Source organism: Pseudomonas sp. RGM 3321 (genome assembly GCF_022836805.1).
Taxonomy (GTDB): Bacteria; Pseudomonadota; Gammaproteobacteria; order Pseudomonadales; family Pseudomonadaceae; genus Aquipseudomonas.
This window is the reverse complement of the sequence record NZ_JALHBH010000081.1, coordinates 13521-38176: the sequence shown is the minus strand read 5'-3', so window position 1 is coordinate 38176 and position 24656 is coordinate 13521. Positions and strand designations below refer to the sequence as shown.

Genomic DNA, 24656 nt, shown 5'->3' with positions numbered 1-24656 from the left:
CAGGAATCGCAGCGATGGGCTTTCGTTTGTCGAAGATTTACACACGCACCGGTGACGCCGGAGAGACCGGTCTGGGCGACGGTCGACGGGTGTCCAAGGATCATCCGCGCGTCGAGGCCATTGGTGAGGTCGATACGCTCAACAGCCAGCTCGGCCTGTTGCTGGCCGGACTGATCGATGAGGCCAAAAGCGTGCCGGCCCTCAACGAAGTGATCGAGGTGCTCGCGCCTTGCCAGCATCGGCTGTTCGATCTGGGGGGCGAACTGGCGATGCCGACCTACAAAGCGCTGAATGACGCTGAGGTCGCGCGGCTGGAAGCAGCAATCGACGTGTGGAATGAAGAACTGGGGCCGCTGGAAAATTTCATCTTGCCAGGCGGCTCATCGCTAATCGCTCAAGCGCATATCTGCCGTAGCCTTGCGCGCAGTGCCGAACGCCGTTGCCAGCATCTGAATGCGGTCGAGCCACTGGAAGGCGCCGGGCTGGCGTACATCAACAGGCTGTCGGATTTGTTGTTCGTCGCAGCTCGGCTGATCGCCAGAAGACAGGGCATCGCGGAAATACTTTGGCAGCCCGCGCCCAAGCCGGTTTGATCGGCGCCACGAGGCTTATCGTTCCCCCCGCGTGGTAATGCATTTTCATGACGCTCTACGCGACTATCGTGCGACGCTCCGCGTCGGCATGCCGTTCAGGACGCTCTGCGTCCTCTGTAGCAACTCAGACGATCTCGTCAGGCCAGAACGCGCGGATCCCGGCCACGCCCTGTGCGCCGCTTTCCCAGGCCTGTTGGCGCTGCGCAGGGCCTACGCCGCCCAGCAGAAAGACAGGCTTGTTGAAACCTGCGATCAATCGGATGGCCTGCTCCCAACCCAGCGGCTGTGCGTCCGGATGAGTCAGGGTGGGCTGAACGGGTGACAGGGTGACGAAATCCACCCCCATCTGTTCGGCCAGAGCCAGCTCTTCGGCGTTATGACATGACGCGGCCAGCCAGCGATTCTCAGGGAACGGACGTCCACGACTGGCGTACTTGCGCAGTTGCTCCGCCGTGAGGTGCCAGCCAGCGGACGGGAAGTCTCCCAGCCACTCCAGAGGGCCTTTGAGCATGAGCTGCGCCTTGCCCGCACACAGCCCCGCCGCATCCACCGCCAGATCGCGGTACTTCGGGTCATAGCCACCAGGAGCCCGCAACTGGACCAGCTTGATACCGCCCGCGATAGCTTTCTGCATACCGCGCAACAGCTCGATATTGTCCAGCCCGTCAGGCGTGATCAGATACTCGCCGGGCAAACGTGCCGCGGCGACAATCGGCTGGTTGGCGGCCGGAAAGTCGTAGTCAGGCAGCTCTCGCGCAGCCGCCCAGACCAGTGGCTGCCCTTCTGCACCATGCGGCTCGCCGGTAAATGCCGAAACTTCCCAGACATCCAGCAATACCTGCTTGTCCGCATAGTCGTGACAGACCTTGATCAACGGGCGCGCTGCCGTGACCTCAATCGCCAACTCTTCCTGAAGTTCACGTGCGAGTGCGGCCTGGATGGTCTCACCCTCTTCGACCTTGCCACCGGGAAACTCCCAGAGGCCACCTTGATGCTGAGTGTCGGCACGTCGGGCAATCAATACACTGCCGTCAGCGCCACGAATGACGGCGGCAGCCACATGAACTCGTTTCACGATCAGGACTCCTGCAGGCCTGCCTGCTGCCAGCGTTTGAAGGCGGGCCACTGGTAGATGGTTTCGATATACGCCAGCGCCTCTGACGGCAACTGGACGTGGTAGCCGCGCAGACGAATCGCCACCGGTGCGAAGAACGCATCAGCAATGCTCGGCTTGCCAAACAGAAAAGGGCCCGTTTGGGCAGCGGCAGCGCGACATTCGGCCCACAGCTCGACAATGCGGTCGATATCGTTCTGGGTGTCGACGGTGATCACTTCCAGCGCCTTATCCTGACGCAGGTCCATTGGCATGTTCGAGCGCAAGTTGACGAAACCACTATGCATCTGCGCACACGCCGAACGGGCCTGGGCACGCGCGGCGGTGTCACGCGGCCACAGCTCGACGTCCGGGAAGCGCTCGACCAGATATTCACAGATCGCCAGCGAATCGATGATCGTGCCGTGCTCACACTGAAGCGCAGGTACCTTGCCGGTTGGCGAGTACTTGAGAATGTTCTCGCGGGTGTCCGGCAGGTTCAGGCGGATGACCTGATCGGTGAACGCAGCACCGGTCATTTCCAGCACCAGCCAGGGACGCAGCGACCAGGAGGAATAGCGTTTGTCGCCGATAATCAGATGCAGGCTCATGGTTCAGCTCCATTGCGCCCGGCGCGAAGGCAGGATGCTCGCGCGCCGGGCATTGAGTCAGGTGCGATATTCCGCGTTGATCTTCACGTATTCGTGAGAAAGGTCGGTAGTCCAGATGGTTTCGCTGCAATCACCGCGACCCAGCTCGATACGGATGGTGATTTCTTCTTCGGCCATTACCGCCGAGCCCTGCTCTTCGGTGTAGGTCGTGGCGCGGCAGCCCTGGCTGGCAATGCATACGCCGCCCAGGAATACGTCGATCTTGCTCACGTCCAGGTCCGGCACGCCTGCGCGGCCGACAGCCGCCAGAATACGCCCCCAGTTCGGATCGGAGGCGAACAGGGCGGTCTTGATCAGCGGCGAGTGGGCCACGGCATAACCGACGTCCAGGCACTCCTGATGATTGTCGCCACCGTTGACTTCTACCGTCACGAACTTGGTCGCACCCTCACCATCACGCACGATGGCCTGAGCGACATCCATGCACACGTCGAACACGGCTTTCTTCAACGCGTCGAACAGCGGGCCCTTGGCCTCGGTGATCTCGGGCAGATCAGCCTGACCGGTGGCAATCAGCATGCAGCAGTCGTTGGTCGAGGTATCGCCATCGATAGTGATGCGATTAAAGGACTTGTTGGCACCGTCGCGAATCAGGTCCTGCAGTACGCTCTGTGACACTTTGGCATCGGTGGCGATGTAGCCAAGCATGGTCGCCATGTTCGGGCGAATCATGCCTGCGCCTTTGCTGATGCCGGTCACGGTGATGGTCACGCCATCTTGGGTGAACTGACGGCTGGCGCCTTTGGGCAGGGTGTCGGTGGTCATGATGCCGGTCGCCGCAGCGGCCCAGTTATCCACAGACAGATCATCAAGCGCAGCTTGCAGCGCGCCTTCGATCTTTTCCACAGGCAACGGCTCGCCGATCACGCCCGTTGAGTAAGGCAGCACCGCTGATGCATCGACGCCAGTCAGTTGCGCCAGCTTTTCGCAGGTACGTCGCGCAGCAACCAGACCTGGTTCGCCAGTGCCCGCGTTGGCATTGCCGGTGTTGGTCAGCAAATAACGCACCGTGCCCTGAACGCGCTGCCTGGCCAGGATGACTGGCGCGGCACAGAACGCATTCAAGGTGAATACACCGGCAACGCTGGAGCCTTCAGCACAGCGCATGACCACGACATCCTTGCGCCCTGGGCGTTTGATGCCGGCAGAAGAAATGCCAAGTTCAAAACCGGGAACCGGGTGCAACGCAGGCAAAGGACCAAGACCAACAGCCATCGGGGTGCTCCTCAAGGAGTATGGCGCCGTCCGCATCGGTACGGCGATCAATGAAAAAACGCCGCGACGGGCAAGCCGGTCGCGGCGCAGGTATTACACAGTCAAAGGCTTAGTTGATCTGGCCGTGACAGTGTTTGAATTTCTTGCCCGAACCACACCAGCACAGTTCGTTGCGACCCAGTTTCTGGTCGTTGCGGACCGGCTCGGATGCGACGGCTAAAGGCGCTTCGCCACCCTCTTCATCCAGCAGCGGCTGGTCGATGCCCGGCGCAGGAGCGTGTTCGAACTGCATGCGGCTGGCCAGTTCTTCGGCTTCCTGACGCAGGCGCGCCTCTTCTTCCTCTGGATCTTCGCGACGAACCTGAACGTGCGAAAGTACACGAATGGTGTCGCGCTTGATCGAATCGAGCAGTTCCTGGAACAGCGTGAAGGACTCGCGCTTGTATTCCTGCTTCGGGTTCTTCTGAGCGTAGCCGCGCAGGTGGATACCGTGGCGCAGGTGGTCCATGGTCGACAGGTGATCTTTCCACAGGTCGTCCAGCACGCGCAGGAGGATCTGCTTCTCGAAGGAACGCAGGGCTTCGGCGCTGGCCTGATCTTCCTTCTCGTTGTACGCCACCAGCAGCTGCGCCATAATTTTTTCGCGCAGGCTGTCTTCGTGTAGGTTGTCGTCTTCGTCCAGCCACTGCTGGACGGGCAGTTTGACGGCAAAGTCGGTGTTCAGCGCAGCTTCCAGGCCAGCAACGTTCCACTGCTCCGGCAGGGATTGCGGCGGAATATGCTGACTGATGAGGTTGTTGAGTACTTCCTCACGGAAGTCAGCAATGGTCTCACCAATGTTCTCGGCAGCCAGCAGTGTGTTACGCATGTGATAAATCACTTTACGCTGCTCGTTGGCCACGTCATCGAACTCCAGCAATTGCTTGCGGATGTCGAAGTTACGACCTTCCACTTTGCGCTGCGCTTTTTCGATGGCGTTGGTCACCATGCGGTGCTCGATAGCCTCACCGGACTGCATGCCCAGCGCCTTCATGAAATTCTTCACACGGTCCGAGGCGAAGATACGCATCAGGCTGTCTTCGAGCGACAGGTAGAAACGGCTGGAACCGGTGTCACCCTGACGGCCGGCACGACCGCGCAGCTGGTTATCGATACGGCGCGACTCGTGACGCTCGGAGGCAATAACGTGCAGGCCGCCCGCCTCGATCACCTGCTGATGGCGTTTCTGCCAGTCAGCCTTGATCTGTGCGATCTGCTCAGGGGTTGGGTCTTCCAGATTGGCGACTTCAACTTCCCAGTTGCCGCCCAACAGAATGTCGGTACCGCGACCGGCCATGTTGGTAGCAATGGTCAAAGCCCCCGGACGACCGGCCTGCGCGATGATTTCTGCTTCTTTTTCGTGGAACTTGGCGTTCAGAACCTTGTGATCGATGCCTTCCTGCTTGAGCAGGTTGGACATGTGTTCGGAGGTTTCGATGGTCGCAGTACCTACCAGCACCGGGCGGTTCTCTGCAATGCAGGCCTTGATGTCGGTAACGATGGCTGCGTACTTCTCTTCCGCCGTCAGATAGACGAGGTCGTTGAAGTCTTTACGCGCCAACGGCTTGTTCGGCGGGATGACCATGACGGCCAGGTTGTAGATCTGGTGGAATTCGAACGCTTCAGTGTCGGCCGTACCGGTCATGCCGGACAGTTTGTTGTACAGACGGAAGTAGTTCTGGAACGTGGTCGATGCCAGGGTCTGGCTTTCGGCCTGAATGTTCAGGTTTTCCTTGGCTTCGATGGCCTGATGCAGGCCCTCGGACAGGCGACGGCCCGGCATGGTACGGCCGGTATGCTCGTCGACCAGCAGAACCTGACCGTCTGCAACGATGTACTCGACGTTGCGGTTGAACAGTTTGTGCGCACGCAGACCGGCATAAACGTGAGTCAGCAGGCCCAGGTTATGCGCCGAGTACAGGCTTTCGCCTTCAGCCAGCAGGCCGACTTCGGTAAGCATTTCCTCGATGAACTGGTGACCGGCTTCGTTCAGCTCGACCTGACGGGTTTTCTCGTCAACAGTGAAGTGGCCCGGCTTGGTGACTTCGCCTTCCACTTCCTCGATATGCTGCTCAAGCTTGGGGATCAGGCGGTTGATTTCGGTGTACAGCTTGGAGCTGTCTTCAGCCTGACCTGAGATGATCAGCGGCGTACGCGCTTCGTCGATCAGAATCGAGTCGACCTCGTCGATTACGGCGAAATTGAGTTCGCGCTGGAACTTGTCGTCCATGCTGAACGCCATGTTGTCGCGCAGGTAATCGAAGCCGTATTCGTTATTGGTGCCGTAGGTGATGTCGGCAGCGTAAGCGGCGCGTTTTTCTTCCGGCGGCTGGAATGGTGTGACGATGCCTACGGTCAGACCGAGGAATTCGTACAACGGACGCATCCAGTTGGCATCTCGGCGAGCGAGATAGTCGTTCACGGTGACTACGTGAACGCCCTTGCCGGACAGCGCATTGAGATACACAGCCAACGTACCGACCAGGGTTTTACCTTCACCGGTGCGCATTTCCGCGATCTGACCTTCGTGCAGGGTCATGCCGCCGATCAACTGAACGTCGAAGTGGCGCATGCCCATGACGCGCTTGCCCGCTTCACGAGCGACAGCAAAGGCTTCAGGCAGCAATTGATCGAGGGTCTCGCCTTTGGCTATGCGGGCCTTGAACTCTTCGGTCTTGGCGCGCAATTGCTCGTCCGAAAGGGCCACCATTTGCTCTTCGAAGGCATTGACGATCTGTACCGTCTTGAGCATGCGTTTTACTTCACGCTCGTTCTTGCTTCCAAAAAGTTTTTTCAACAAAGGCGCAAACATATCGACAGGATCTTCCACACATAGGAATGGAGGGCGGCCCCGTGAGTCGCCCGTGCAGCCCAGATGGCCGCATGCGAACGAGCATTCTACCCGGAAACGATGGTGAGGAAAGTGGCGTTATTCCACGATGCTGGCACAGCGCTGTTATGGGGCAGGTTTACAATGGGGCCAATTTCAAGCACTTCAACCCACAGTCCGGGGAAGTTACTCATTGATTTGCATATGAAAGCACGGAAATGCCCTGAAAAGCAGCCGTTAGAACGCTTTCTGTTAAGATGTTCATCTTGTTACCAGGCACTCCACCATGGCCTTTCGTCCTCTGAACGCCCGTCCGCCCGCGGTTCTGCTGCGTGAAGCCAAGCCTCTGAAGGCTATCTTTCGTCACGCCGAACGCCTGAGCCATTTGCAGCGCCTGCTCGAAAGTCAGCTGCAGCCAGCGGCGCGCGAGCATTGTCGTGTGGCCTCGTGGCGCGAAGGCACCTTGTTGCTGATCGTGACGGACGGTCACTGGGCCACGCGCCTGCGCTATCAGCAAAAGCGTCTGCACCGGCAACTGATGGCCTTCGACGAATTCATCAACCTGACCCGCATTGTTTTCAAGGTGCAGCCACCTGAAGCCCCTCGCGGAGCCGCTACTCACACCATCGACCTGTCGACGGTTGCTGCCGAAAACATTCAGGCCACCGCCGATGGCATAACCGATCCCAAGCTGCGTGCCGCACTTGAGCGGCTGGCCAGCCATGCCAGGGACAAGAAATAGCGTCTGAGTGATTTTCGCCAGATCCTCTGCGCAACTGACTTTCCCAATGAAGCCGATAAAAAAAGGCCACCCGAGGGCAGCCTTTAAAGAACAAAAGGAAAGAGAGTAAAGCTTGCCTACACGGCCGCAACAGGGCGCATGTAGGAAATAGGTGCCGTACTGGCATCCTCGAAAGTCACCACTTCCCAGGCGTCTTTCTGCTCGATCAACGTGCGCAGGAGACGATTGTTCAGTGCATGCCCCGATTTGAAGCCCCGGAACTCACCAATCAGGCTATTGCCCAGCAGGTAAAGGTCACCGATGGCGTCGAGGATTTTGTGTTTGACGAATTCGTCCTCGTAACGCAGGCCGTCTTCGTTCAGTACGCCGTCCTTGTCGACCACGATGGCGTTTTCCACACTGCCGCCGAGTGCGAGGTTGTGCTTGCGCAGGTACTCGATGTCACTCATGAACCCGAAGGTCCGGGCACGGCTGACTTCCTTCACGAAGGAAGTGCTGGAAAAGTCCACGCTTGCACTCTGGGTGCGATCACGGAAGACGGGGTGATCGAAATCGATCTCGAAACTGACCTTGAACCCTTCGAAAGGCACGAAAGTAGCGCGTTTACCGCCCTCTTCCACTGTGACTTCACGCAGGATGCGGATGAATTTCTTCGGCGCGTCCTGTTCTTCCAGGCCAGCCGATTGAATCAGGAATACGAAAGGGCCTGCGCTGCCGTCCATGATAGGAACTTCGGAGGCAGAGAGCTCGACGTAGGCGTTATCGATGCCAAGGCCAGCCATGGCCGAGAGCAGGTGTTCTACCGTGTCAACTTTGACATCACCATTGACCAGAGTGGTCGACAGAGTGGTGTCGCCGACGTTTTCCGCACGCGCAGGGATCTGCACGACGGGGTCAAGGTCAGCTCGGCAAAACACAATGCCGGTATTCACAGGTGCGGGCTTGAGGGTCAGGTAAACCTTCTCCCCGGAGTGCAGGCCTACACCTGTGGCACGGATAATATTTTTCAGGGTGCGTTGTTTAATCATGGCATGGGCCGCTTCAGCGCAAGTTGCGAACTGGTATCAACAAAGGCTGGCGATGATAGCAGACCATGCCTTTGCTGAACACCAATCACCCTAATACCCCTGATACATTTCATCAATCGGCCTGACGACGCAGGAAAGCCGGGATGTCCAGGTAATCCAGATCATCGTTAGGGTTCATCTTCGCTGCTGCCGTAGCGCCTGCGTGTGCCTGATTGCGCATCACGGTAGGACGGTCCAGATCGCGGTAGTTGACCGACGGTGCTTCCTGACGCGACGCCTGCTGGGCAGGAGCCTGCTGGGTGGTCTGCAGCGTGTTGTCGATGACCTTGACCGGCTTCTCGATTTTCGCGCCCAGGCCGGTGGCAACCACAGTCACGTGCAACTCGTCACGCATGTCCGGATCGATAACCGTACCGACCTTGACCATCGCGTGCTCGGAAGCGAACGCTTCGATGATGCTACCCACGTCCGAGTACTCACCCAGCGACAGGTCAGGACCGGCAGTGATGTTGACCAGGATGCCGCGAGCGCCCTGCAGGTTGACGTCTTCGAGCAACGGGTTGCGGATGGCCGCTTCGGTGGCTTCACGCGCACGGTTAGGACCGCTGGCGCAGCCAGTGCCCATCATCGCCATGCCCATTTCGCTCATCACGGTACGGACGTCGGCGAAGTCGACGTTGATCATGCCCGGACGCTTGATGATGTCGGAGATACCGCGAACGGCACCGGCCAGTACATCGTCAGCCTTGGCGAAAGCCGACAGCAGGCTGGCGTCCTTGCCCAGGATGGTCAGCAGCTTCTCGTTGGGGATAGTGATCAACGAGTCGACGCTTTCGGACAGCATGCGGATGCCTTCATCGGCGATCTGCATACGCTTGCGACCTTCGAACGGGAACGGACGGGTCACGACTGCGACCGTCAGAATACCCATTTCCTTGGCCACTTCAGCAATGATCGGTGCTGCACCGGTACCGGTACCGCCGCCCATGCCAGTGGTGATGAAAACCATGTTGGTGCCCTGCAGAACTTCTGCAATGCGCTCACGATCTTCCAGTGCGGCCTGACGACCGACTTCAGGGTTGGCGCCAGCGCCAAGGCCTTTGGTCACGCCGGTGCCCAGTTGCAGAATGGTCCGCGCGCCAATGTTTTTCAGCGCTTGAGCATCCGTGTTGGCGCAGATGAATTCCACGCCTTCGATGTTGCTCTTGACCATGTGATTGACAGCGTTTCCGCCACCACCGCCTACACCGATAACCTTGATAACCGGGCTTTGCGGGACGTTGTCTACGAGTTCGAACATTTTCTCTCTCCTTCCGCTTTCTAGTTAGTTTTGCCTACTGCCTGCCGATATTGCTTTTGAAGCCCTGAATCTGAAGCTGTGAAACTTTTAAACGTTGAAACTTAGAAATTGCCCTGCACCCAACGCTTGATACGCTCAAGCACCGGTGCCTTGGTTTCGTCGCTGTAACTGCTGTTGCCGACCATTCCGGACAGCGAAATGCCGTCCGACTGCTTTTGCAGCCCGTACATCAACAGGCCTACGCCGGTCGAGTAGATCGGGTTGCGCACGACATCAGCGAGCCCTTTGACGCTGTGCGGCACGCCGAGGCGCACCGGCATGTGGAAGATTTCCTCGGCCAGTTCGACCGCACCTTCCATTTTCGCTGTGCCCCCGGTCAGCACGATGCCGGCCGGGATCAGGTCTTCGTAACCGCTGCGGCGCAGCTCGGCCTGGATCAGAGTGAACAGCTCGTCGTAACGAGGCTCTACCACTTCGGCCAGGGCCTGACGCGACAGCTCGCGAGGTGGACGGTCGCCCACACTTGGTACTTTGATGGTTTCACCGGCACCGGCCAGTTTGGCCAGGGCGCAGGCGTAGCGAATCTTGATTTCTTCGGCGTACTGGGTCGGGGTACGCAACGCCATGGCGATGTCGTTGGTGACCTGATCGCCCGCAATCGGGATAACCGCCGTGTGACGAATGGCGCCTTCGGTGAAGATCGCGATGTCGGTCGTACCGCCACCGATATCCACCAGGCACACGCCCAGCTCTTTCTCGTCATCGGTGAGTACGGAATACGCCGACGCCAGTTGTTCAAGAATGATGTCGTCGACTTCCAGACCGCAGCGACGCACGCACTTCTCGATGTTCTGCGCGGCGTTCACTGCACAGGTCACGACGTGAACCTTGGCTTCCAGACGTACACCGGACATACCCAAAGGCTCGCGCACGCCTTCCTGGTTATCGATCACGTAATCCTGAGGAAGGGTGTGCAGCACGCGCTGGTCGGCAGGAATGGCAACCGCCTGAGCAGCATCGAGCACACGCTCCAGGTCCGCAGAACTGACTTCGCGATCACGAATCGCCACGATGCCGTGCGAGTTCAGGCTGCGAATGTGGCTGCCTGCAACGCCGACAAATGCCGAGTGAATACGGCAACCCGCCATCAGCTGCGCTTCTTCGATTGCACGCTGGATCGACTGCACAGTCGACTCGATATTCACTACCACGCCCTTCTTCAGGCCGCGGGAGGGATGGGTACCGATACCCACGATTTCCAGCGAGCCATCGGCCGCGACTTCGCCTACCAGTGCCACCACCTTGGAGGTACCGATATCCAGCCCGACGATCATTTTGCCGCTTTGCACGTTTGCCATGGTCCTGCCTCTTATCAATTCTTCGCGACAGCGGGTTTATCCGTCGTTGCCGCTGCCTGTTCGCGCCAACCGACCGCTAGGCCGTTGGAGTAACGCAAGTCAACGCGCGCGATATTCGTGATTTGTTCTTTCAGCGTTTTGTCGTAAATCGCGATGAAACGGCGCATTTTTTCGACGAGGTGGTCGCGTCCAAGCAACAACTCGATACCCGGGCCAGCACTACCGGCGCCTGTTGTCAGGAACCAGCTGCCGCGCTCGCGCAGCTCCAGGCGCACGATGGAGAAGCCCAGCGGGCGCAACATCTGACTCAACACCTGATACTGCTGCATCACCTGTTGCTGGGCCCGCTGCGGGCCGAACAACTGGGGAAGATGTTCGTAATTGGACAGTTCACGCGGCGTGAAAGCCTGTCCCTGGTTGTTCAACAGCGCTTCATCACCCCAACGGGCAACCGGCAACTGCTCTTCAAGACGAATCACGACCTGATCCGGCCATACACGACGAACTTCGGCGTGGGCGATCCAGGGCATCTGCTCAAGCTCGGTGCGCATGCCGGTCAAATCGATCTTGAAAAAACTCGACGCCACATAAGGCGCAATCCGCTGCTGCACAGCCTGCTGGCTGATGTAACTCAAATCGCCCTGCACATTGATACGAGTAATCGGGCGGTCGGCGTACGGCAGCAGGCGTTGCGCGGCTTCATAAGTGCCGAAGCCCAGAACCACCAGCAACACAGGCCAGAGCAGACGCTTCAGAAAACTGAAGTTGGCCTTGGGCAGGCGCGCCGACAGAGGCTCCTTGGCCACCATTCGGCTGGCGCCACGCGGCACCGGCTTGTTGCGGCCGGGTGCAGGTGGCTGAGGACGTGCCGACGCGCCGTACATGCCTTACCCTCTCGCCTGAACACTGTCGGCCAGAATCGCCAACACCAGTTGTTGAAAATCCAGACCTGCAGCACGCGCAGCCATAGGCACCAGACTGTGATCGGTCATGCCGGGCACGGTGTTAACTTCCAGTAACCAGAACTTGCCTTGTGCGTCCTGCATGACATCCGTGCGCGCCCACCCTGCAATGCCGATGGCGTCGCAAGCGCGTGCTGCAAGTTGTTTGAGTTCCTGTTCCTGCGCATCGCCAAGCCCGCAAGGGATCCGGTACTGAGTATCGGACGCCAGGTACTTGGCATCGTAATCATAAAAACTGTGAGGAGTGCCCAGGCCAATGGGAGGCAACACCTGGCCACGCAAAGACGCCACAGTAAACTCAGGTCCCTGAATCCACTGTTCGACTAATACTTGCGAATCGTAGGTACTGGCGGCTTTCCAGGCGGCGATCAATTCATCGACGCTGTTCACCTTTGCCATACCGATACTTGAACCTTCATGGGCCGGTTTGACGATCAAAGGCAAGCCCAGTTCCGTCGCTGCGCAAATACAATCGCTCTCGTTTTCAAGAACGGCATGCAAGGGCGTCGCAAGGCCGAGACTCTGCCAGACCTGCTTGGTGCGCAACTTGTCCATCGCCAGCGCGGAAGCCAGTACACCACTGCCGGTATAAGGGATTTCCAGGCATTCCAGCAGGCCTTGCATAGTGCCGTCTTCGCCGCCTCGCCCGTGCAGAACAATGAACGCACGGTCGATTTTTTCGCTGACCAGTCGCTGCAGGAAGTCATCGCCTACATCGATGCCGAACGCGTCCACGCCAGCATCGAGCAACGCCTTGAGCACCGCATTACCGGAGTTCAGGGAGACTGCCCGTTCAGCACTCTTGCCACCAAAAAGCACGGCGACACGGCCGAAGCTTTTCGGCTCGAGTGTCGAGCGCAGGGAAGACCGGGCGACGGCTGTCATTTCAGCTTCCCTTCGGTGGGGGCCACTTTAGCGCCAGCGAACAGCGGACTTTTCAGCAGTTGTGGCGCAAGACCGCCGATGTCGCCAGCGCCCTGGCACAGCAGAATGTCGCCAGCGCGCAGCAGCGGCTTGACCAGCGGCGCCAGCTCGACGCCGCGCTCGATGTAGATAGGGTCCAGTTGACCGCGCTGACGAATGCTGTGGCACAGGTTGCGGCTGTCGGCGCCGGGAATCGGTTCTTCACCCGCCGGGTAGACTTCCATCAGCAGCAACACATTGGCGTCCGCCAGAACCTGTACGAAATCGTCGTACAGGTCACGGGTACGGCTGAAGCGGTGCGGCTGGTAGACCATCACCAGACGACGATCCGGCCAGCCACCACGTACGGCGCTGATCACAGCAGCCACTTCGCGCGGATGGTGACCATAGTCATCGACCAGCATCACGTTACCGCCTTCGACCGGCAGCTCGCCGTACACCTGGAAGCGACGACCAACGCCCTGGAACCCCGAAAGGCCCTGCACGATCGCCTCATCGCTGACACCTTCGTCGGAGGCAATAGCGATGGTCGCCAGCGAGTTGAGTACGTTGTGATTGCCGGGCATGTTCACCGACACATCCAGCGGCTCGCGATCGCGGCGCAGTACGGTAAAGAATGTCAGCATGCCGTCCTGACGCACGTTGATTGCACGTATGTCGGCAGACTCGCTGAAGCCGTAGGTCAGCGTCGGGCGCTTGACCTGTGGGAGAATTTCACGCACTACCGGATCGTCGATGCACATGACCGCCAGGCCATAGAACGGCAGGTTATGCAGGAACTCGACAAAGGTCTTCTTCAGTTTGTTGAAGTCGCCTTCGTAGGTCGCCATGTGATCGGCGTCGATATTGGTGACCACCGCCACAAGAGGCTGAAGGTGCAGGAAGCTGGCGTCGCTTTCATCGGCTTCGGCGATCAGGTAACGGCTGGTGCCCAGCTGGGCGTTGGTGCCCGCGGCGTTCAAACGGCCGCCAATCACAAAGGTCGGGTCCAGGCCACCAGCAGCGAACACCGAAGCGATCAGGCTGGTGGTGGTGGTCTTGCCATGCGTACCGGCGACAGCGATGCCGTGGCGATAGCGCATCAGTTCGGCGAGCATCTCGGCGCGGGGCACGACTGGAATACGGCGTTCCAGTGCGGTGGCGACTTCCGGGTTGGAAGTGTTCACAGCGCTGGACACCACCAGTACGTCGGCACCCACGGTGTTCTCGGCACGATGGCCGATAAAAATCTGTGCGCCGAACGATTCCAGACGCTCGGTCACGGCCGAGCCTTTGAGGTCGGAGCCCGAGACTTCGTAGCCCAGGTTCAACAACACTTCGGCAATCCCGCACATGCCGACGCCGCCGATACCGACGAAGTGGATGCGACGGATACGGCGCATTTCAGGTTGCGGCATGGCGCGTTGATTCTCAACCATGAGCCACCTCCACGCAGACGTTGACGACAGTGTTGGTTGCATCAGGCTTGGCCAGGCTACGTGCTGTGCGGGCCATGCTGTTCAATTGTTCGGGTTGCATCAAAACCTCTTTCAGGCGTGCTGCCATCTCGGCGGCGCCAGTTGTCGCTTGCGGCATGACGAAGGCTGCGCCTTCGCGAGCCAGATAGTCAGCGTTACGTGACTGATGGTCATCAATCGCGTGGGGCAGCGGTATCAGCAACGACGGCAGACCGGCGGCGGCCAGTTCGCTGATGGTCAATGCGCCTGCGCGGCAGACCACCAGATCGGCCCAGCTATAAGCCTGGGCCATGTTCTGGATGAACGGCGCAACCTGCGCCTCGACGCCTACGTTGCGATAACGCTCGGCGGTGACTGCGTCGTGATTCTTGCCCGACTGATGAAACACTTCGGGCTGGATGTCCTGAGGCAACTGGGCCAGCGCCTCAGGCAGCAATTTGTTCAACGGCTCCGCGCCCAGGCTGCCGCCCAGTACCAACAGACGAGCCTTACGTCCGGCCAGCGCCTGACGCGGTGTTTCCAGAAACAGCTCGACACGCACCGGGTTACCGGTGGTGCGGCGTTTGGACGAGGCCGCAAAGGTGTTCGGGAACGCCTCGCACACGCGGCTGGCGAAAGACGCCAGGCTGCGGTTGGCTGTGCCGACAACGGCGTTCTGCTCATGAATGATCAACGGTACGCCTGCCAGCTTCGCCGCCAGACCGCCAGGGCCGGTGACGTAGCCACCGAAGCCAACCACGCAGACCGGCTTCACCTGACGCACAACGTTGCGCGCCTGCATCAGGGCCTTGAGCAGCATGAAAGGCGCCTTGAGCAGCGACAACCGGCCTTTGCCACGCAACCCGCTGACATTGATCAGGTGCAGCGTCAGACCGGCCTGCGGGACCAGTTCGTTTTCGATTCCGCGTGGCGTGCCCAGCCAGTGGACCTTGTAGCCACGAGCCTGAAACTCGCGTGCACAGGCCAGCGCCGGGAATACATGCCCGCCGGTGCCGCCAGCCATGATCAGTACATTAGCGTCCATGGGGCGTCTCCTCGGCGAAGTCGCTTTCCTTGAACTCGGCTTCTTCACTGCCCATGTTGTTGCGCGATTCCCACTCGATACGCAGCAGCAGGCCAAGGCTCGCGCAGCAGATCACCAGAGAGCTGCCGCCGTAGCTGAGGAACGGCAGAGTCAGCCCCTTGGTCGGCAGCAGACCGACGTTCACACCGATGTTGATCAGGAACTGACCGATCCACAGGAACGACAGACCGTAGGCCACGTAGGCACCGAAGAACTGCTTGGCGCGCTCGGCCCACATGCCGATGTACATACCGCGAATACTGACAAACAGAAACAGTGCGACGGTGATCAGCGAACCTATGACGCCCAGCTCTTCTGCAAGCACCGAGAACACGAAGTCGGTGTGCGCTTCCGGCAGATAGAACTGCTTCTGCACGCTGTTGCCCAGCCCGACGCCGAACCATTCGCCACGACCGAAGGCGATCAGCGCCTGGGTCAATTGATAACCGGAACCGAACTGGTCAGCCCACGGGTCGGTAAAGTTGGTCAGACGCGCCATCCGGTATGGCTGGGCCTGGACCAGAACAACGACCGACGCCACAGCCAGAACCACCATCAGCGAGAAACGGAACAGGCCGACACCGCCGAGGAACAACATGGCAGCTGCCGCGCCCATCATCACTACGGTCGCACCGAAGTCAGGCTCCATCAGCAGCAGACCTGCCATCGGCAACAGCACGATGAACGGCTTGAAAAAGCCCATCCAGCTTTCGCGAACTTCCTGCTGCTGACGAATCAGATAGCCCGCAAGGAAGATCACCACAAACACCTTGGCGATTTCCGACGGTTGCACGTTGAACGCGCCGAAGCCAATCCAGCGCATAGAACCGTTCACCTCACGCCCGATCCCCGGCACCAGCACCAGCAGCAGCAGACCAAACGCACCGAGCAGCATCAGCCAGCCCAGACGTTGCCAGGTGGCGACCGGGATCATCATGGTCACGCCGCAAGCACCCAGGCCGATCAAAAGATAAACCAGGTGGCGGGTCATCATGTACAGCGTGTTGCCCGACTGAACTGCCGCAACTTCCGACGAAGCGGAAGTAATCATTACCAGCCCAAGGCCCAGCAACGCCAGACAGCCGACCAGCATCGGGAAGTCGAGGTCAATACCGCGCCCGCTGATCAGTGGCGATGGATAAGGCTTGATCACACCGAAGATCATGACAAGCACTCCACTGCCTGCGCGAACACACGTCCGCGCTCTTCATAATTCTTGAACATGTCCAGGCTGGCGCATGCAGGCGAAAGCAGCACCGCATCGCCATGCTGAGCCAGTCGGGCGCTTTGCTCGACAGCAGCCTGGACGGTGCCGACACGCACCAGAGGAACGACATCACCCAATGCCTGGGCAATCAGCTCGGCGTCGCGGCCCAGTAACACCGCAGCGCGGCAATGCTCAGCGACTGGCGCACGCAATGCGCTGAAGTCAGCGCCTTTGCCATCGCCACCAGCGATCAGTACCAGCTTGCCGTCGATATCCGAACCCAGGCCTTCGATGGCGGCCAGTGCGGCACCGACGTTGGTGGCCTTGGAGTCGTTGTAGTAATGAACGCCGTCATGCTCACGCAGCCACTGGCAGCGATGCTCCAGGCCGGTGAATTCACGCAGGCTGGCGAGCATTGCATCGAACGGCAGGCCAACCGCATGCCCAAGCGCCAATGCAGCAAGGGCGTTGGCCTGATTGTGAGCACCACGAATTTTGAGCTCACGTGCCGGCATCAGGTTTTCGAACTGGAACGCCAGGTATTTTTCGCCGTTTTCTTCACGCAGACCAAAGCCGTGGAAATCAGGCTTGTTGAGACCGAACGTCCAGCAAGGCAGGCCTTCACCAATCAGCGGACGGGACAGGGCATCCTGACGGTTGACCACCACTTGCCGCGCGCCACGGAAAATCCGGTGCTTGGCCAGGTGGTAAGCCGGCAGGCCGCTGTAGCGGTCCATATGGTCTTCGCTGATGTTCAGCACGGTTGCCACTTCAGCATTGAGCTGGTCGGTGGTTTCGAGCTGAAAGCTGGACAGCTCCATTACGTACAGTTCGACATCGTCGCTGAGCAGGTTCAGCGCCGGAGTACCGAGATTGCCCCCGACCGCAACGCGTTTACCTGCAGCGACGGCCATTTCACCCACCAGCGTTGTCACCGTGCTTTTCGCATTCGAACCGGTGATGGCGATGACCGGCGCCTTCGCGTAACGCGCGAACAGCTCGATGTCGCCAGACAGCTTGACGCCGCGCGCGTGCGCCTGCTGCAGGGCCGGTGTGGCCAGCGCCAGACCGGGGCTGACATACAGCTCGTCGGCACGGCAGAGGAAATCCACGTCCAGCTCGCCACAACGCACTTCCACCTGCGGATAGTCGCGACGCAAGGTCGCCAGCTCAGGAGGATTCTCCCGCGTGTCGGCCACGGCAAAGGACACGCCCCGGTTCGCCAGGAAGCGAACCAGGGACATGCCACTTTTGCCAAGCCCCACAACAATGCGGAAGCGGTCGGAAACGATCAGGGACACTCGTTCTACCTCAGTTTCAGCGTGGCAAGGCCAATGAGCACCAGAATCACGGTGATGATCCAGAAACGGACGATCACACGTGGCTCGGGCCAGCCTTTGAGTTCAAAGTGGTGGTGGATCGGCGCCATACGGAATACGCGGCGGCCGGTAAGTTTGAAAGACGCAACCTGAATGACCACTGAAAGGGTTTCCATCACGAACACGCCGCCCATGATGAACAGGACCATTTCCTGACGAACGATCACCGCCATGGTGCCCAGCGCCGCGCCGAGTGCCAGCGCACCGACGTCGCCCATGAACACCTGCGCCGGATAGGTGTTGAACCAGAGGAACCCGAGCCCGGCGCCAATCAGCGCGCCTGAGAAGACAATCAGCTCGCCCGCCCCCGGCACGTAGGGAATCAGCAGGTATTCAGCAAATTTCACGTTACCCGACAGGTAGCAGAAGATGCCCAAGGCACCGCCCACCATCACCGTTGGCATGATCGCCAGACCGTCCAGGCCGTCAGTCAGGTTGACTGCGTTGCTGGAGCCGACAATCACGAAATAGGTCAGTACGATGAAACCGATACCCAGCGGGATGCGCACATCCTTGAGCATCGGCACGATCAGCGTGGTTTCGGTTGCCGACGGCGCAGTCGTATAAAGGAAGATCGCGGCACAGAGGCCGAATACCGACTGCCAGAAATACTTCCAGCGGCTCGGCAGGCCACGCGAATTCTTTTCGATCACTTTGCGGTAGTCATCGACCCAGCCGATGGCCCCGAACAAAAGTGTCACCAGCAACACAACCCAAACGTAACGGTTGCTCAGGTCAGCCCACAACAACGTACTGATACCGATGGACGAGAGGATCAGCGCGCCGCCCATGGTCGGCGTACCCGATTTGGACAAGTGCGACTGCGGGCCGTCGTTGCGGACCGACTGGCCGATCTGGCGCATCTGCAAGGTGCGGATCATCCACGGCCCCAGGCACAGCGACAGTGTCAGTGCAGTGAGCACGCCAAGGATCCCGCGCAAGGACAGGTACTGAAAGACCGCAAAGCCTTTGTAGAACTGTTGTAAAAACTCGGCCAACAGCAGCAGCATTAATGTTTCTCCAGGCTAGAACCGCACAAGGCAGCCACGACGTTTTCCATCGCAGCGCTACGCGAGCCCTTGATCAGTAAAGTGGTATTAGGGTCTTGCTCGGCGCCCAGCGCTGCGATCAGCTCTGCCTGACTGGCAAAGTGGTAAGCATGTTCACCAAAGGCGCTGACGGCATGAGTCATCAACGGGCCGACAGCATACAGCGCCGAGACCTTGCCAGCGGCATAGGCCCCTACGTCGCGATGGCCTTGTTCGGCCCACTCACCCAGTTCGCCGATATCGCCCAGCACCAGGACGGTGCGACCGGTAAAACCGGTAAGGATGTCGACGGCCGCGTTGATCGAGGCAGGGTTGGCGTTGTAGGTGTCATCAATGACGCGCGTGCCGTTGCTGGCGATTTGCGCAACCGCACGGCCCTTGACCGGCTGCACGTTGTTCAGGCCTGCAACAATGCCTTCCAGCGTCACGCCCAGAGCGCAGGCTGCAGCCGCAGCTGCCAGAGCGTTGGCCACGTTGTGTGCGCCCAACAGATTCAACTGAACCTGGGCGACGCCGAGCGGGCTGTTCATGGTGAAGCCCGGGCAGCCCCGGGCATCACGACTGAGTTCGCTGGCGTGCAGATCCGCCGCAGCGTCAGCCAGTGCGAAGGTCAGAATGTTGCGATTGCCGGCACGCTTGCGCCAGACAGGGAACGCCTTGTCTTCCAGATTCAGCACCGCAGTGCCGCTGGCATCAAGACCTTCCAGAATCTCGCCCTTGGCTTCGACAATTTTGTCCGGCCCGCCAAACTCGCCGACATGGGCGGTTCCGGCGTTGGTAATGATGGCGACGTGTGGCTTGGTCAGGCTCACGGTGAAGGCAATTTCGCCCACCCGCGATGCGCCCAGCTCGATGACCGCCGCACTGTGCTCGGGAGCCAGCTCCAGTAACGTCAATGGCACGCCCAGCTCGTTGTTCAGATTGCCACGAGTGGCCAGCACAGGGCCGCGCGTACGCAGGATGCTCGCGAGCATTTCCTTGACCGTGGTCTTGCCGCTGGAACCGGTCATCGCTGTAACCGGCTTGTCGATGAACGCATTGCGGTTCATTGCGCCTAGTTGCGCGAGCGCCTTGCGGGTATCGAGCACGACCAGTTGCGGCAGGCTTGCGCCCTGCACTTCGCGCTCGACCAGAGCACCGACCGCGCCTTTGGCAGCCACCTGCTCGAGGTACTCATGGCCGTCGAAGCGCGGTCCGGTCAGGGCCACAAACAGCTGGCCCGGCTCGATGCCACGGCTGTCAGTGCTCACGCCGTCAAAGCTGCAGTCGCCAGCGACCAGACGGGCGTCAAGTGGCACGACCAGTTCGCTGAATGTCATTGGCTTAATCATTCGCAGGCCCCCATGCAGCAAGCGCCTTGGCAGCTTCCTGCAGGTCAGAGAACGGATGGCGCTGACCGTCGATTTCCTGATAGTCCTCGTGCCCTTTACCGGCCAGCACCACGACATCATCGGCACTGGCGCTGGCAATCAGCTCGGCAATGGCCTGGCCGCGACCTTCGATGAAGCGCACCTTGTCGACAGCAGCGAAGCCAGGGCGAATATCGTCAAAAATACTGGCTGGCGATTCGGAGCGCGGGTTGTCGTCGGTGACCCACGCACCGTCGGCCAGGCGTTCGACCACTTCAGCCATCAGCGGACGCTTGCCGCGATCACGATCACCGCCACAGCCGAACAGGCACAGCAGGCGGCCTTTAGCGTGCGGGCGCAGTGCTTCGAGGACTTTTTCCAGCGCATCCGGAGTATGCGCGTAATCGACAACCACCAGCGGCTTGTCGGCACCACCCAGACGCTGCATGCGCCCGACCGGGCCTTCGAGTTTCGGCAGCACCTTGAGAATTTCGTCCAGCGCGTAATCCAGGCCCAGCAAAGCGCCGACCGCAGCCAGCACGTTGCTCAGGTTGAAGCGACCCAGCAGGCTGCTGCGCAGGAAATGCTCGCCCTGAGGCGTGACCAGCGTAGCGCGCACGCCATCGTCATCGAATTTCGCATCGCGGCAATACAGGTAGGCCGAGCTGTCCAGCTGGCTGTAGGTGATCAACCGCGACTCTTGCTTGATAGCGGCCAGCTCACGACCGAAAGCATCATCCAGGTTGATTACCCGGCATTTCAGGTCGGACCATGCAAACAGCTTGGCCTTGGCGGCAGCGTACGCTTCCATGGTGCCGTGATAATCCAGGTGATCACGGGACAGATTGGTCAACACCGCCACATCAAACGCCAGCGCCGTCGCCCGCCCTTGATCCAGCCCATGAGACGACACTTCCATCGCCACTGCGCGCGCACCGGCCTTTTTCAGATCGGTCAGCGTCGCCTGAACGGCAATCGGGTCAGGCGTGGTATGACGGCCGCTTTGCAGCGCGCCGTAGAAGCCTGTGCCCAGCGTGCCGACAATGCCGCAATGCTGACCCAGTGCATCAAGCGCCTGTGCAACCAGTTGGGTGACGCTGGTCTTGCCGTTGGTGCCGGTAACACCTACCAGATTCAGACTGCGGCTCGGGTCGCCGTAGAAGCGGCCGGCAATATCGGACAACTGCGCGGCGAGCCCCTTGACCGGGATCAGCGGCACGTCGGTGATCGGCAGAACGGTCGAGCCTTCGACTTCGTAAGCCACAGCCGCCGCGCCACGCTTGAGCGCGTCGGCAATATGCGCACGGCCATCGACCTTGATACCCGGTATGGCTAGAAACAGATCACCCGGACGGACATTGCGGCTGTCGAGAGTCAACTCGCGAATCAATGGATCGCGGTCGGTGTGAGCGAAAATCTTGCTCAGATTAAAGGCCATCAACCACGCCCTCCTTTGGCTGCCGGTGCTGCATTGACTTGTTCCGGTGGGGCAAGGTTGTCAGGCGTGACGTTCATCAGACGCAACGTACCGGACATGACCTTGCTGAATACCGGAGCCGAAACCAGACCACCGTAGTAACCGCCCTTGCTCGGCTCGTCGATGACCACGACGATGGCATAACGCGGGTTACTCATCGGGCCGAAACCGGCGAACAGGGAACGATAGGAGTTCTCTGCGTAGCCCTTGGTGCCGATGGACGTCTTACGCGCCGTACCGCTCTTGCCGCCGACGTGATAGGACGGCACACGGGCGCGATACACGCCGCGCGGGTCTTCGATAACCTGCTGCAACATGCCCTGTAGGGTCTTGGCGGTTTTCTCGGGAATGGCCTGGGTCGATTCCGGCTCTTTATCCGTTTTCAAAATGGTCAGTGGCACGATGCGGCCGTTATTGGCCAGCGCGCCATAGGCATGTACCAATTGCAGAGCGGTGACTGACAGACCGTAGCCATAGGACAGCGTGGCGGTCTCGGCCTTGCGCCATTCGCGATAATTGGGCAGGTTGCCAACGCGCTCGCCTGGGAAACCGAGACCGGTGTATTGACCGAAACCAACGCGCTGCATGGCACGGAAGATCGATTCGCCGCCCACATCGAACGCGACCTTGCTCATGCCGACGTTACTGGAGTTGATCAGGATGCCGGTCAGATCGAGGATCGGGCCCTCGGTCTTGGTCACGTCACGAATCGTGTACTTGCCGATCTGCAGGGTGCCCGGATAAACCTCGACCTTGTCGGTGGGCTTCCAGCGGCCACTGTCCAGCGCAGCAGTCATGGAGATCGGTTTCATGGTCGAGCCAGGCTCGAACACGTCAATGATGGCCCGGTTGCGCATGGCAGCAGGCACCATGGTGCGGCGATTGTTCGGGTTGTAGGTCGGCTGATTGACCATCGCCAGAACTTCACCGGTCTTGACGTCCATGATCACCATGCTGCCTGCCTTGGCCTCGTTTTCCACGATGGCGTTGCGCAGTTCACGGGTTGCCAGGTATTGCAGGCGCAGATCAATAGACAAAGCCAAGGTCTTTCCGGCCTTGGCATTCTTGGTCACCTGAACATCCTTGATCAGTCGGCCGCGCCGGTCCTTGATGACCTGACGCTTGCCGGGCACTCCCGCAAGCCAGTCGTCATATGCCAGCTCGACACCTTCGCGACCGTGGTCATCAAGGTCGGTAAAACCAACCATGTGCGCGGTAACATCACCTGCCGGGTAGAAACGGCGGAACTCTTCGATGCCATAAACGCCAGGGACTTTCAGATCGAGTGCTGCCTGACCCTGCTCCGGCGTCATGCCACGAACAAGGTAGATGAATTCCTTGGTGGATTGCGATTCCAGGCGATCAGTCAACGCTTTCAGATCTTGCCCGGTAGCCGCTGCGAGCATCGGCCACTTGGACTTGTCCTGCTGCATTTCGCGCGGGTTGGCCCACAGCGTCGTCACCGGAGTACTGACGGCAAGTGGCTCGCCATTACGGTCGGTGATCAGGCCTCGGTGAGCCGGAATCGGGATATGCCGCAGGCTGCGTGCATCGCCCTGTTCCTTGAGAAAGGTGTGGTCGATGACCTGCAGGTCGACGATGCGCCAGCAAATGGCGAGCACAAGGGATACCAGCAGCCCCACGACCACGCGAAAACGCCACGGATAAAGAGCGCCTTCAAGTTTCATCATGGCGCCACCATCCGTACTTCGGCAGCGCTTGGAATGCGCATTTTCAGCTGTTCGGTGGCCAGATTCTCGATGCGGCTGTGTGCAGTCCAGGTACTCTGTTCAAGAATCAGCCGACCCCACTCTGCCTGCGCCTTGTCACGCACGCTCATTTCCGAATACAGCGAGTTGAGCAGTTGACGATTCCAATGTGCGCTATAGGAAACGCCAATCGCTGAAATCAGGACAGCAATGAACAGCAGCAGCATAATGAAGCTGCCGCCGGGCAGAGGCTTCAGAAACAGACGGCTCACCTGAGCTTCTCCGCTACACGCATGACAGCACTGCGCGAACGCGGGTTGGCTTTTGTTTCGGTATCAGAGGCGAATTGAGCCTTGCCGTGAATTTTGATTTTCGGTTCGAACGGCTTGAACTGAATCGGCAGATTGCGTGGCATGTTGTCGGCTTCGCCCTTGGCGAGCTTGCGCATGAACAATTTGACGATGCGGTCTTCCAGCGAGTGAAAACTGATGACGACGAGGCGACCACCGACTTCAAGGGCATCCAGTGCGGCGTCAAGACCGGCTTCCAGATCACCCAGCTCGTTGTTCACGTGAATACGCAGCCCTTGAAAGGCACGCGTTGCAGGATTCTTGCCCTTTTCCCAGGCAGGGTTGGCCACTTTGAGGACTTCTGCCAGATCAGCAGTACGCTCGAAAGGCTGGACTTCACGGCGCGCGACCACCGCATTGGCCATCCGCTTGGCAAATCGCTCTTCGCCGTATTCCTTGAATACGCGGGCAATTTCTTCAGCTGGTGCAGTCGCAATGAACTCGGCAGCGCTCACGCCACGGGTTGGGTCCATACGCATGTCCAGCGGGCCGTCGTTCATGAAGCTGAAACCGCGCTCGGGGTCATCCAGCTGCGGAGACGACACGCCCAGATCCAGCAGAATACCGCTGACCTTGCCCGCCAAACCGCGTTCCCGAGCCTCGGATCCCAATTCGGCAAAACTGCGCTGCACAATGACAAAGCGGCCGTCTTCGGCCGCTAGCGCTTGCCCTGTGGCAATCGCTTGAGGGTCCTTGTCGAACCCCAGAAGCCGACCGTCAGGACCAAGCTGGCTCAATATCAGACGACTATGCCCGCCACGTCCGAACGTGCCGTCCAGATAGCAGCCATCGGCACGCACCGCGAGAGCCTCCACGGCTTCTTCAAGCAGCACGGTGATGTGGGTAAAGCCGCTGTTCATA

21 protein-coding genes are annotated in these 24656 nt (G+C 59.6%); 2 read left to right on the top strand and 19 right to left on the bottom strand.

Going from position 1 to position 24656, the window contains the following annotated elements; translation table 11 throughout:
• The first annotated feature begins 14 nt into the window (after positions 1-14).
• Positions 15-593 carry a cob(I)yrinic acid a,c-diamide adenosyltransferase gene (locus RGM3321_RS01905; protein WP_244391298.1) on the top strand — a complete coding sequence of 193 codons (579 nt, stop codon included), beginning with the start codon at positions 15-17 and terminating at the stop codon, positions 591-593.
• 124 nt (positions 594-717) lie between these two features.
• Here the strand turns inward: RGM3321_RS01905 and RGM3321_RS01900 are convergent, their stop codons facing one another.
• From RGM3321_RS01900 to secA, 4 genes are all read right to left on the bottom strand, one after another.
• On the bottom strand, positions 718-1668 hold the full coding sequence (locus RGM3321_RS01900; protein ID WP_244391297.1) for a Nudix family hydrolase: 951 nt from the start codon (positions 1666-1668) through the stop codon (positions 718-720).
• 2 nt (positions 1669-1670) lie between these two features.
• Positions 1671-2297: a glutathione S-transferase family protein gene (locus tag RGM3321_RS01895; protein WP_244391296.1), complete on the bottom strand. Its 627-nt coding sequence runs from the start codon at positions 2295-2297 to the stop codon at positions 1671-1673.
• Between the two features lie 57 nt (positions 2298-2354).
• Complete coding sequence (gene argJ / locus RGM3321_RS01890) at positions 2355-3572, bottom strand: bifunctional glutamate N-acetyltransferase/amino-acid acetyltransferase ArgJ (protein WP_244391295.1); 1218 nt, start codon at positions 3570-3572, stop codon at positions 2355-2357.
• Between the two features lie 109 nt (positions 3573-3681).
• Positions 3682-6423 (bottom strand): preprotein translocase subunit SecA, encoded by a 2742-nt coding sequence (secA, locus tag RGM3321_RS01885; protein ID WP_244391294.1) that lies wholly within the window; start codon positions 6421-6423, stop codon positions 3682-3684.
• 304 nt (positions 6424-6727) lie between these two features.
• Between secA and RGM3321_RS01880 the strand changes: the two genes are divergently transcribed.
• Positions 6728-7183: a DUF721 domain-containing protein gene (locus RGM3321_RS01880; RefSeq protein WP_244391293.1), complete on the top strand. Its 456-nt coding sequence runs from the start codon at positions 6728-6730 to the stop codon at positions 7181-7183.
• Between the two features lie 116 nt (positions 7184-7299).
• Here the strand turns inward: RGM3321_RS01880 and lpxC are convergent, their stop codons facing one another.
• The 15 genes from lpxC to rsmH form a co-directional block, all read right to left on the bottom strand.
• On the bottom strand, positions 7300-8211 hold the full coding sequence (gene lpxC / locus RGM3321_RS01875; RefSeq protein ID WP_002555040.1) for a UDP-3-O-acyl-N-acetylglucosamine deacetylase: 912 nt from the start codon (positions 8209-8211) through the stop codon (positions 7300-7302).
• A gap of 112 nt (positions 8212-8323) precedes the next feature.
• The gene (gene ftsZ, locus RGM3321_RS01870) at positions 8324-9511 is read right to left on the bottom strand and encodes a cell division protein FtsZ (RefSeq protein ID WP_002555041.1); all 1188 of its coding nucleotides are present in this window, start codon (positions 9509-9511) and stop codon (positions 8324-8326) included.
• Positions 9512-9612: 101 nt separating this feature from the next.
• The gene (gene ftsA, locus RGM3321_RS01865) at positions 9613-10869 is read right to left on the bottom strand and encodes a cell division protein FtsA (protein ID WP_002555042.1); all 1257 of its coding nucleotides are present in this window, start codon (positions 10867-10869) and stop codon (positions 9613-9615) included.
• 14 nt (positions 10870-10883) lie between these two features.
• Positions 10884-11753, bottom strand: a complete 870-nt coding sequence (locus RGM3321_RS01860; protein ID WP_244391292.1) for a cell division protein FtsQ/DivIB — start codon at positions 11751-11753, stop codon at positions 10884-10886.
• 3 nt (positions 11754-11756) lie between these two features.
• Entirely contained in the window at positions 11757-12716 is a 960-nt protein-coding gene (locus tag RGM3321_RS01855; RefSeq protein WP_244391291.1) for a D-alanine--D-alanine ligase, read from the bottom strand.
• Complete coding sequence (gene murC, locus RGM3321_RS01850) at positions 12713-14173, bottom strand: UDP-N-acetylmuramate--L-alanine ligase (protein ID WP_244391290.1); 1461 nt, start codon at positions 14171-14173, stop codon at positions 12713-12715. Before murC ends, RGM3321_RS01855 begins: the two co-directional genes overlap by 4 nt.
• A complete protein-coding gene (gene murG / locus RGM3321_RS01845; RefSeq protein WP_244391289.1) occupies positions 14166-15236 on the bottom strand; it encodes an undecaprenyldiphospho-muramoylpentapeptide beta-N-acetylglucosaminyltransferase in 1071 nt (356 codons plus the stop codon). Before murG ends, murC begins: the two co-directional genes overlap by 8 nt.
• Positions 15226-16437, bottom strand: coding sequence for a putative lipid II flippase FtsW (ftsW, locus tag RGM3321_RS01840; RefSeq protein ID WP_244391307.1), 1212 nt, complete (start codon positions 16435-16437; stop codon positions 15226-15228). Before ftsW ends, murG begins: the two co-directional genes overlap by 11 nt.
• Positions 16437-17783: a UDP-N-acetylmuramoyl-L-alanine--D-glutamate ligase gene (murD, locus tag RGM3321_RS01835; RefSeq protein ID WP_244391288.1), complete on the bottom strand. Its 1347-nt coding sequence runs from the start codon at positions 17781-17783 to the stop codon at positions 16437-16439. Before murD ends, ftsW begins: the two co-directional genes overlap by 1 nt.
• A 5-nt stretch (positions 17784-17788) precedes the next feature.
• Positions 17789-18871, bottom strand: coding sequence for a phospho-N-acetylmuramoyl-pentapeptide-transferase (mraY, locus tag RGM3321_RS01830; RefSeq protein ID WP_003431468.1), 1083 nt, complete (start codon positions 18869-18871; stop codon positions 17789-17791).
• Positions 18871-20241, bottom strand: a complete 1371-nt coding sequence (gene murF / locus RGM3321_RS01825; RefSeq protein ID WP_244391287.1) for a UDP-N-acetylmuramoyl-tripeptide--D-alanyl-D-alanine ligase — start codon at positions 20239-20241, stop codon at positions 18871-18873. The genes mraY and murF overlap by 1 nt, the downstream gene beginning before the upstream one ends.
• The gene (locus RGM3321_RS01820; protein ID WP_244391286.1) at positions 20234-21697 is read right to left on the bottom strand and encodes a UDP-N-acetylmuramoyl-L-alanyl-D-glutamate--2,6-diaminopimelate ligase; all 1464 of its coding nucleotides are present in this window, start codon (positions 21695-21697) and stop codon (positions 20234-20236) included. Before RGM3321_RS01820 ends, murF begins: the two co-directional genes overlap by 8 nt.
• Entirely contained in the window at positions 21697-23427 is a 1731-nt protein-coding gene (locus tag RGM3321_RS01815) for a penicillin-binding protein 2 (protein ID WP_244391285.1), read from the bottom strand. Before RGM3321_RS01815 ends, RGM3321_RS01820 begins: the two co-directional genes overlap by 1 nt.
• A complete protein-coding gene (gene ftsL / locus RGM3321_RS01810; protein WP_002555053.1) occupies positions 23424-23717 on the bottom strand; it encodes a cell division protein FtsL in 294 nt (97 codons plus the stop codon). The genes RGM3321_RS01815 and ftsL overlap by 4 nt, the downstream gene beginning before the upstream one ends.
• The gene (rsmH, locus tag RGM3321_RS01805; RefSeq protein ID WP_244391306.1) at positions 23714-24655 is read right to left on the bottom strand and encodes a 16S rRNA (cytosine(1402)-N(4))-methyltransferase RsmH; all 942 of its coding nucleotides are present in this window, start codon (positions 24653-24655) and stop codon (positions 23714-23716) included. The genes ftsL and rsmH overlap by 4 nt, the downstream gene beginning before the upstream one ends.
• Position 24656 lies beyond the last annotated feature (1 nt).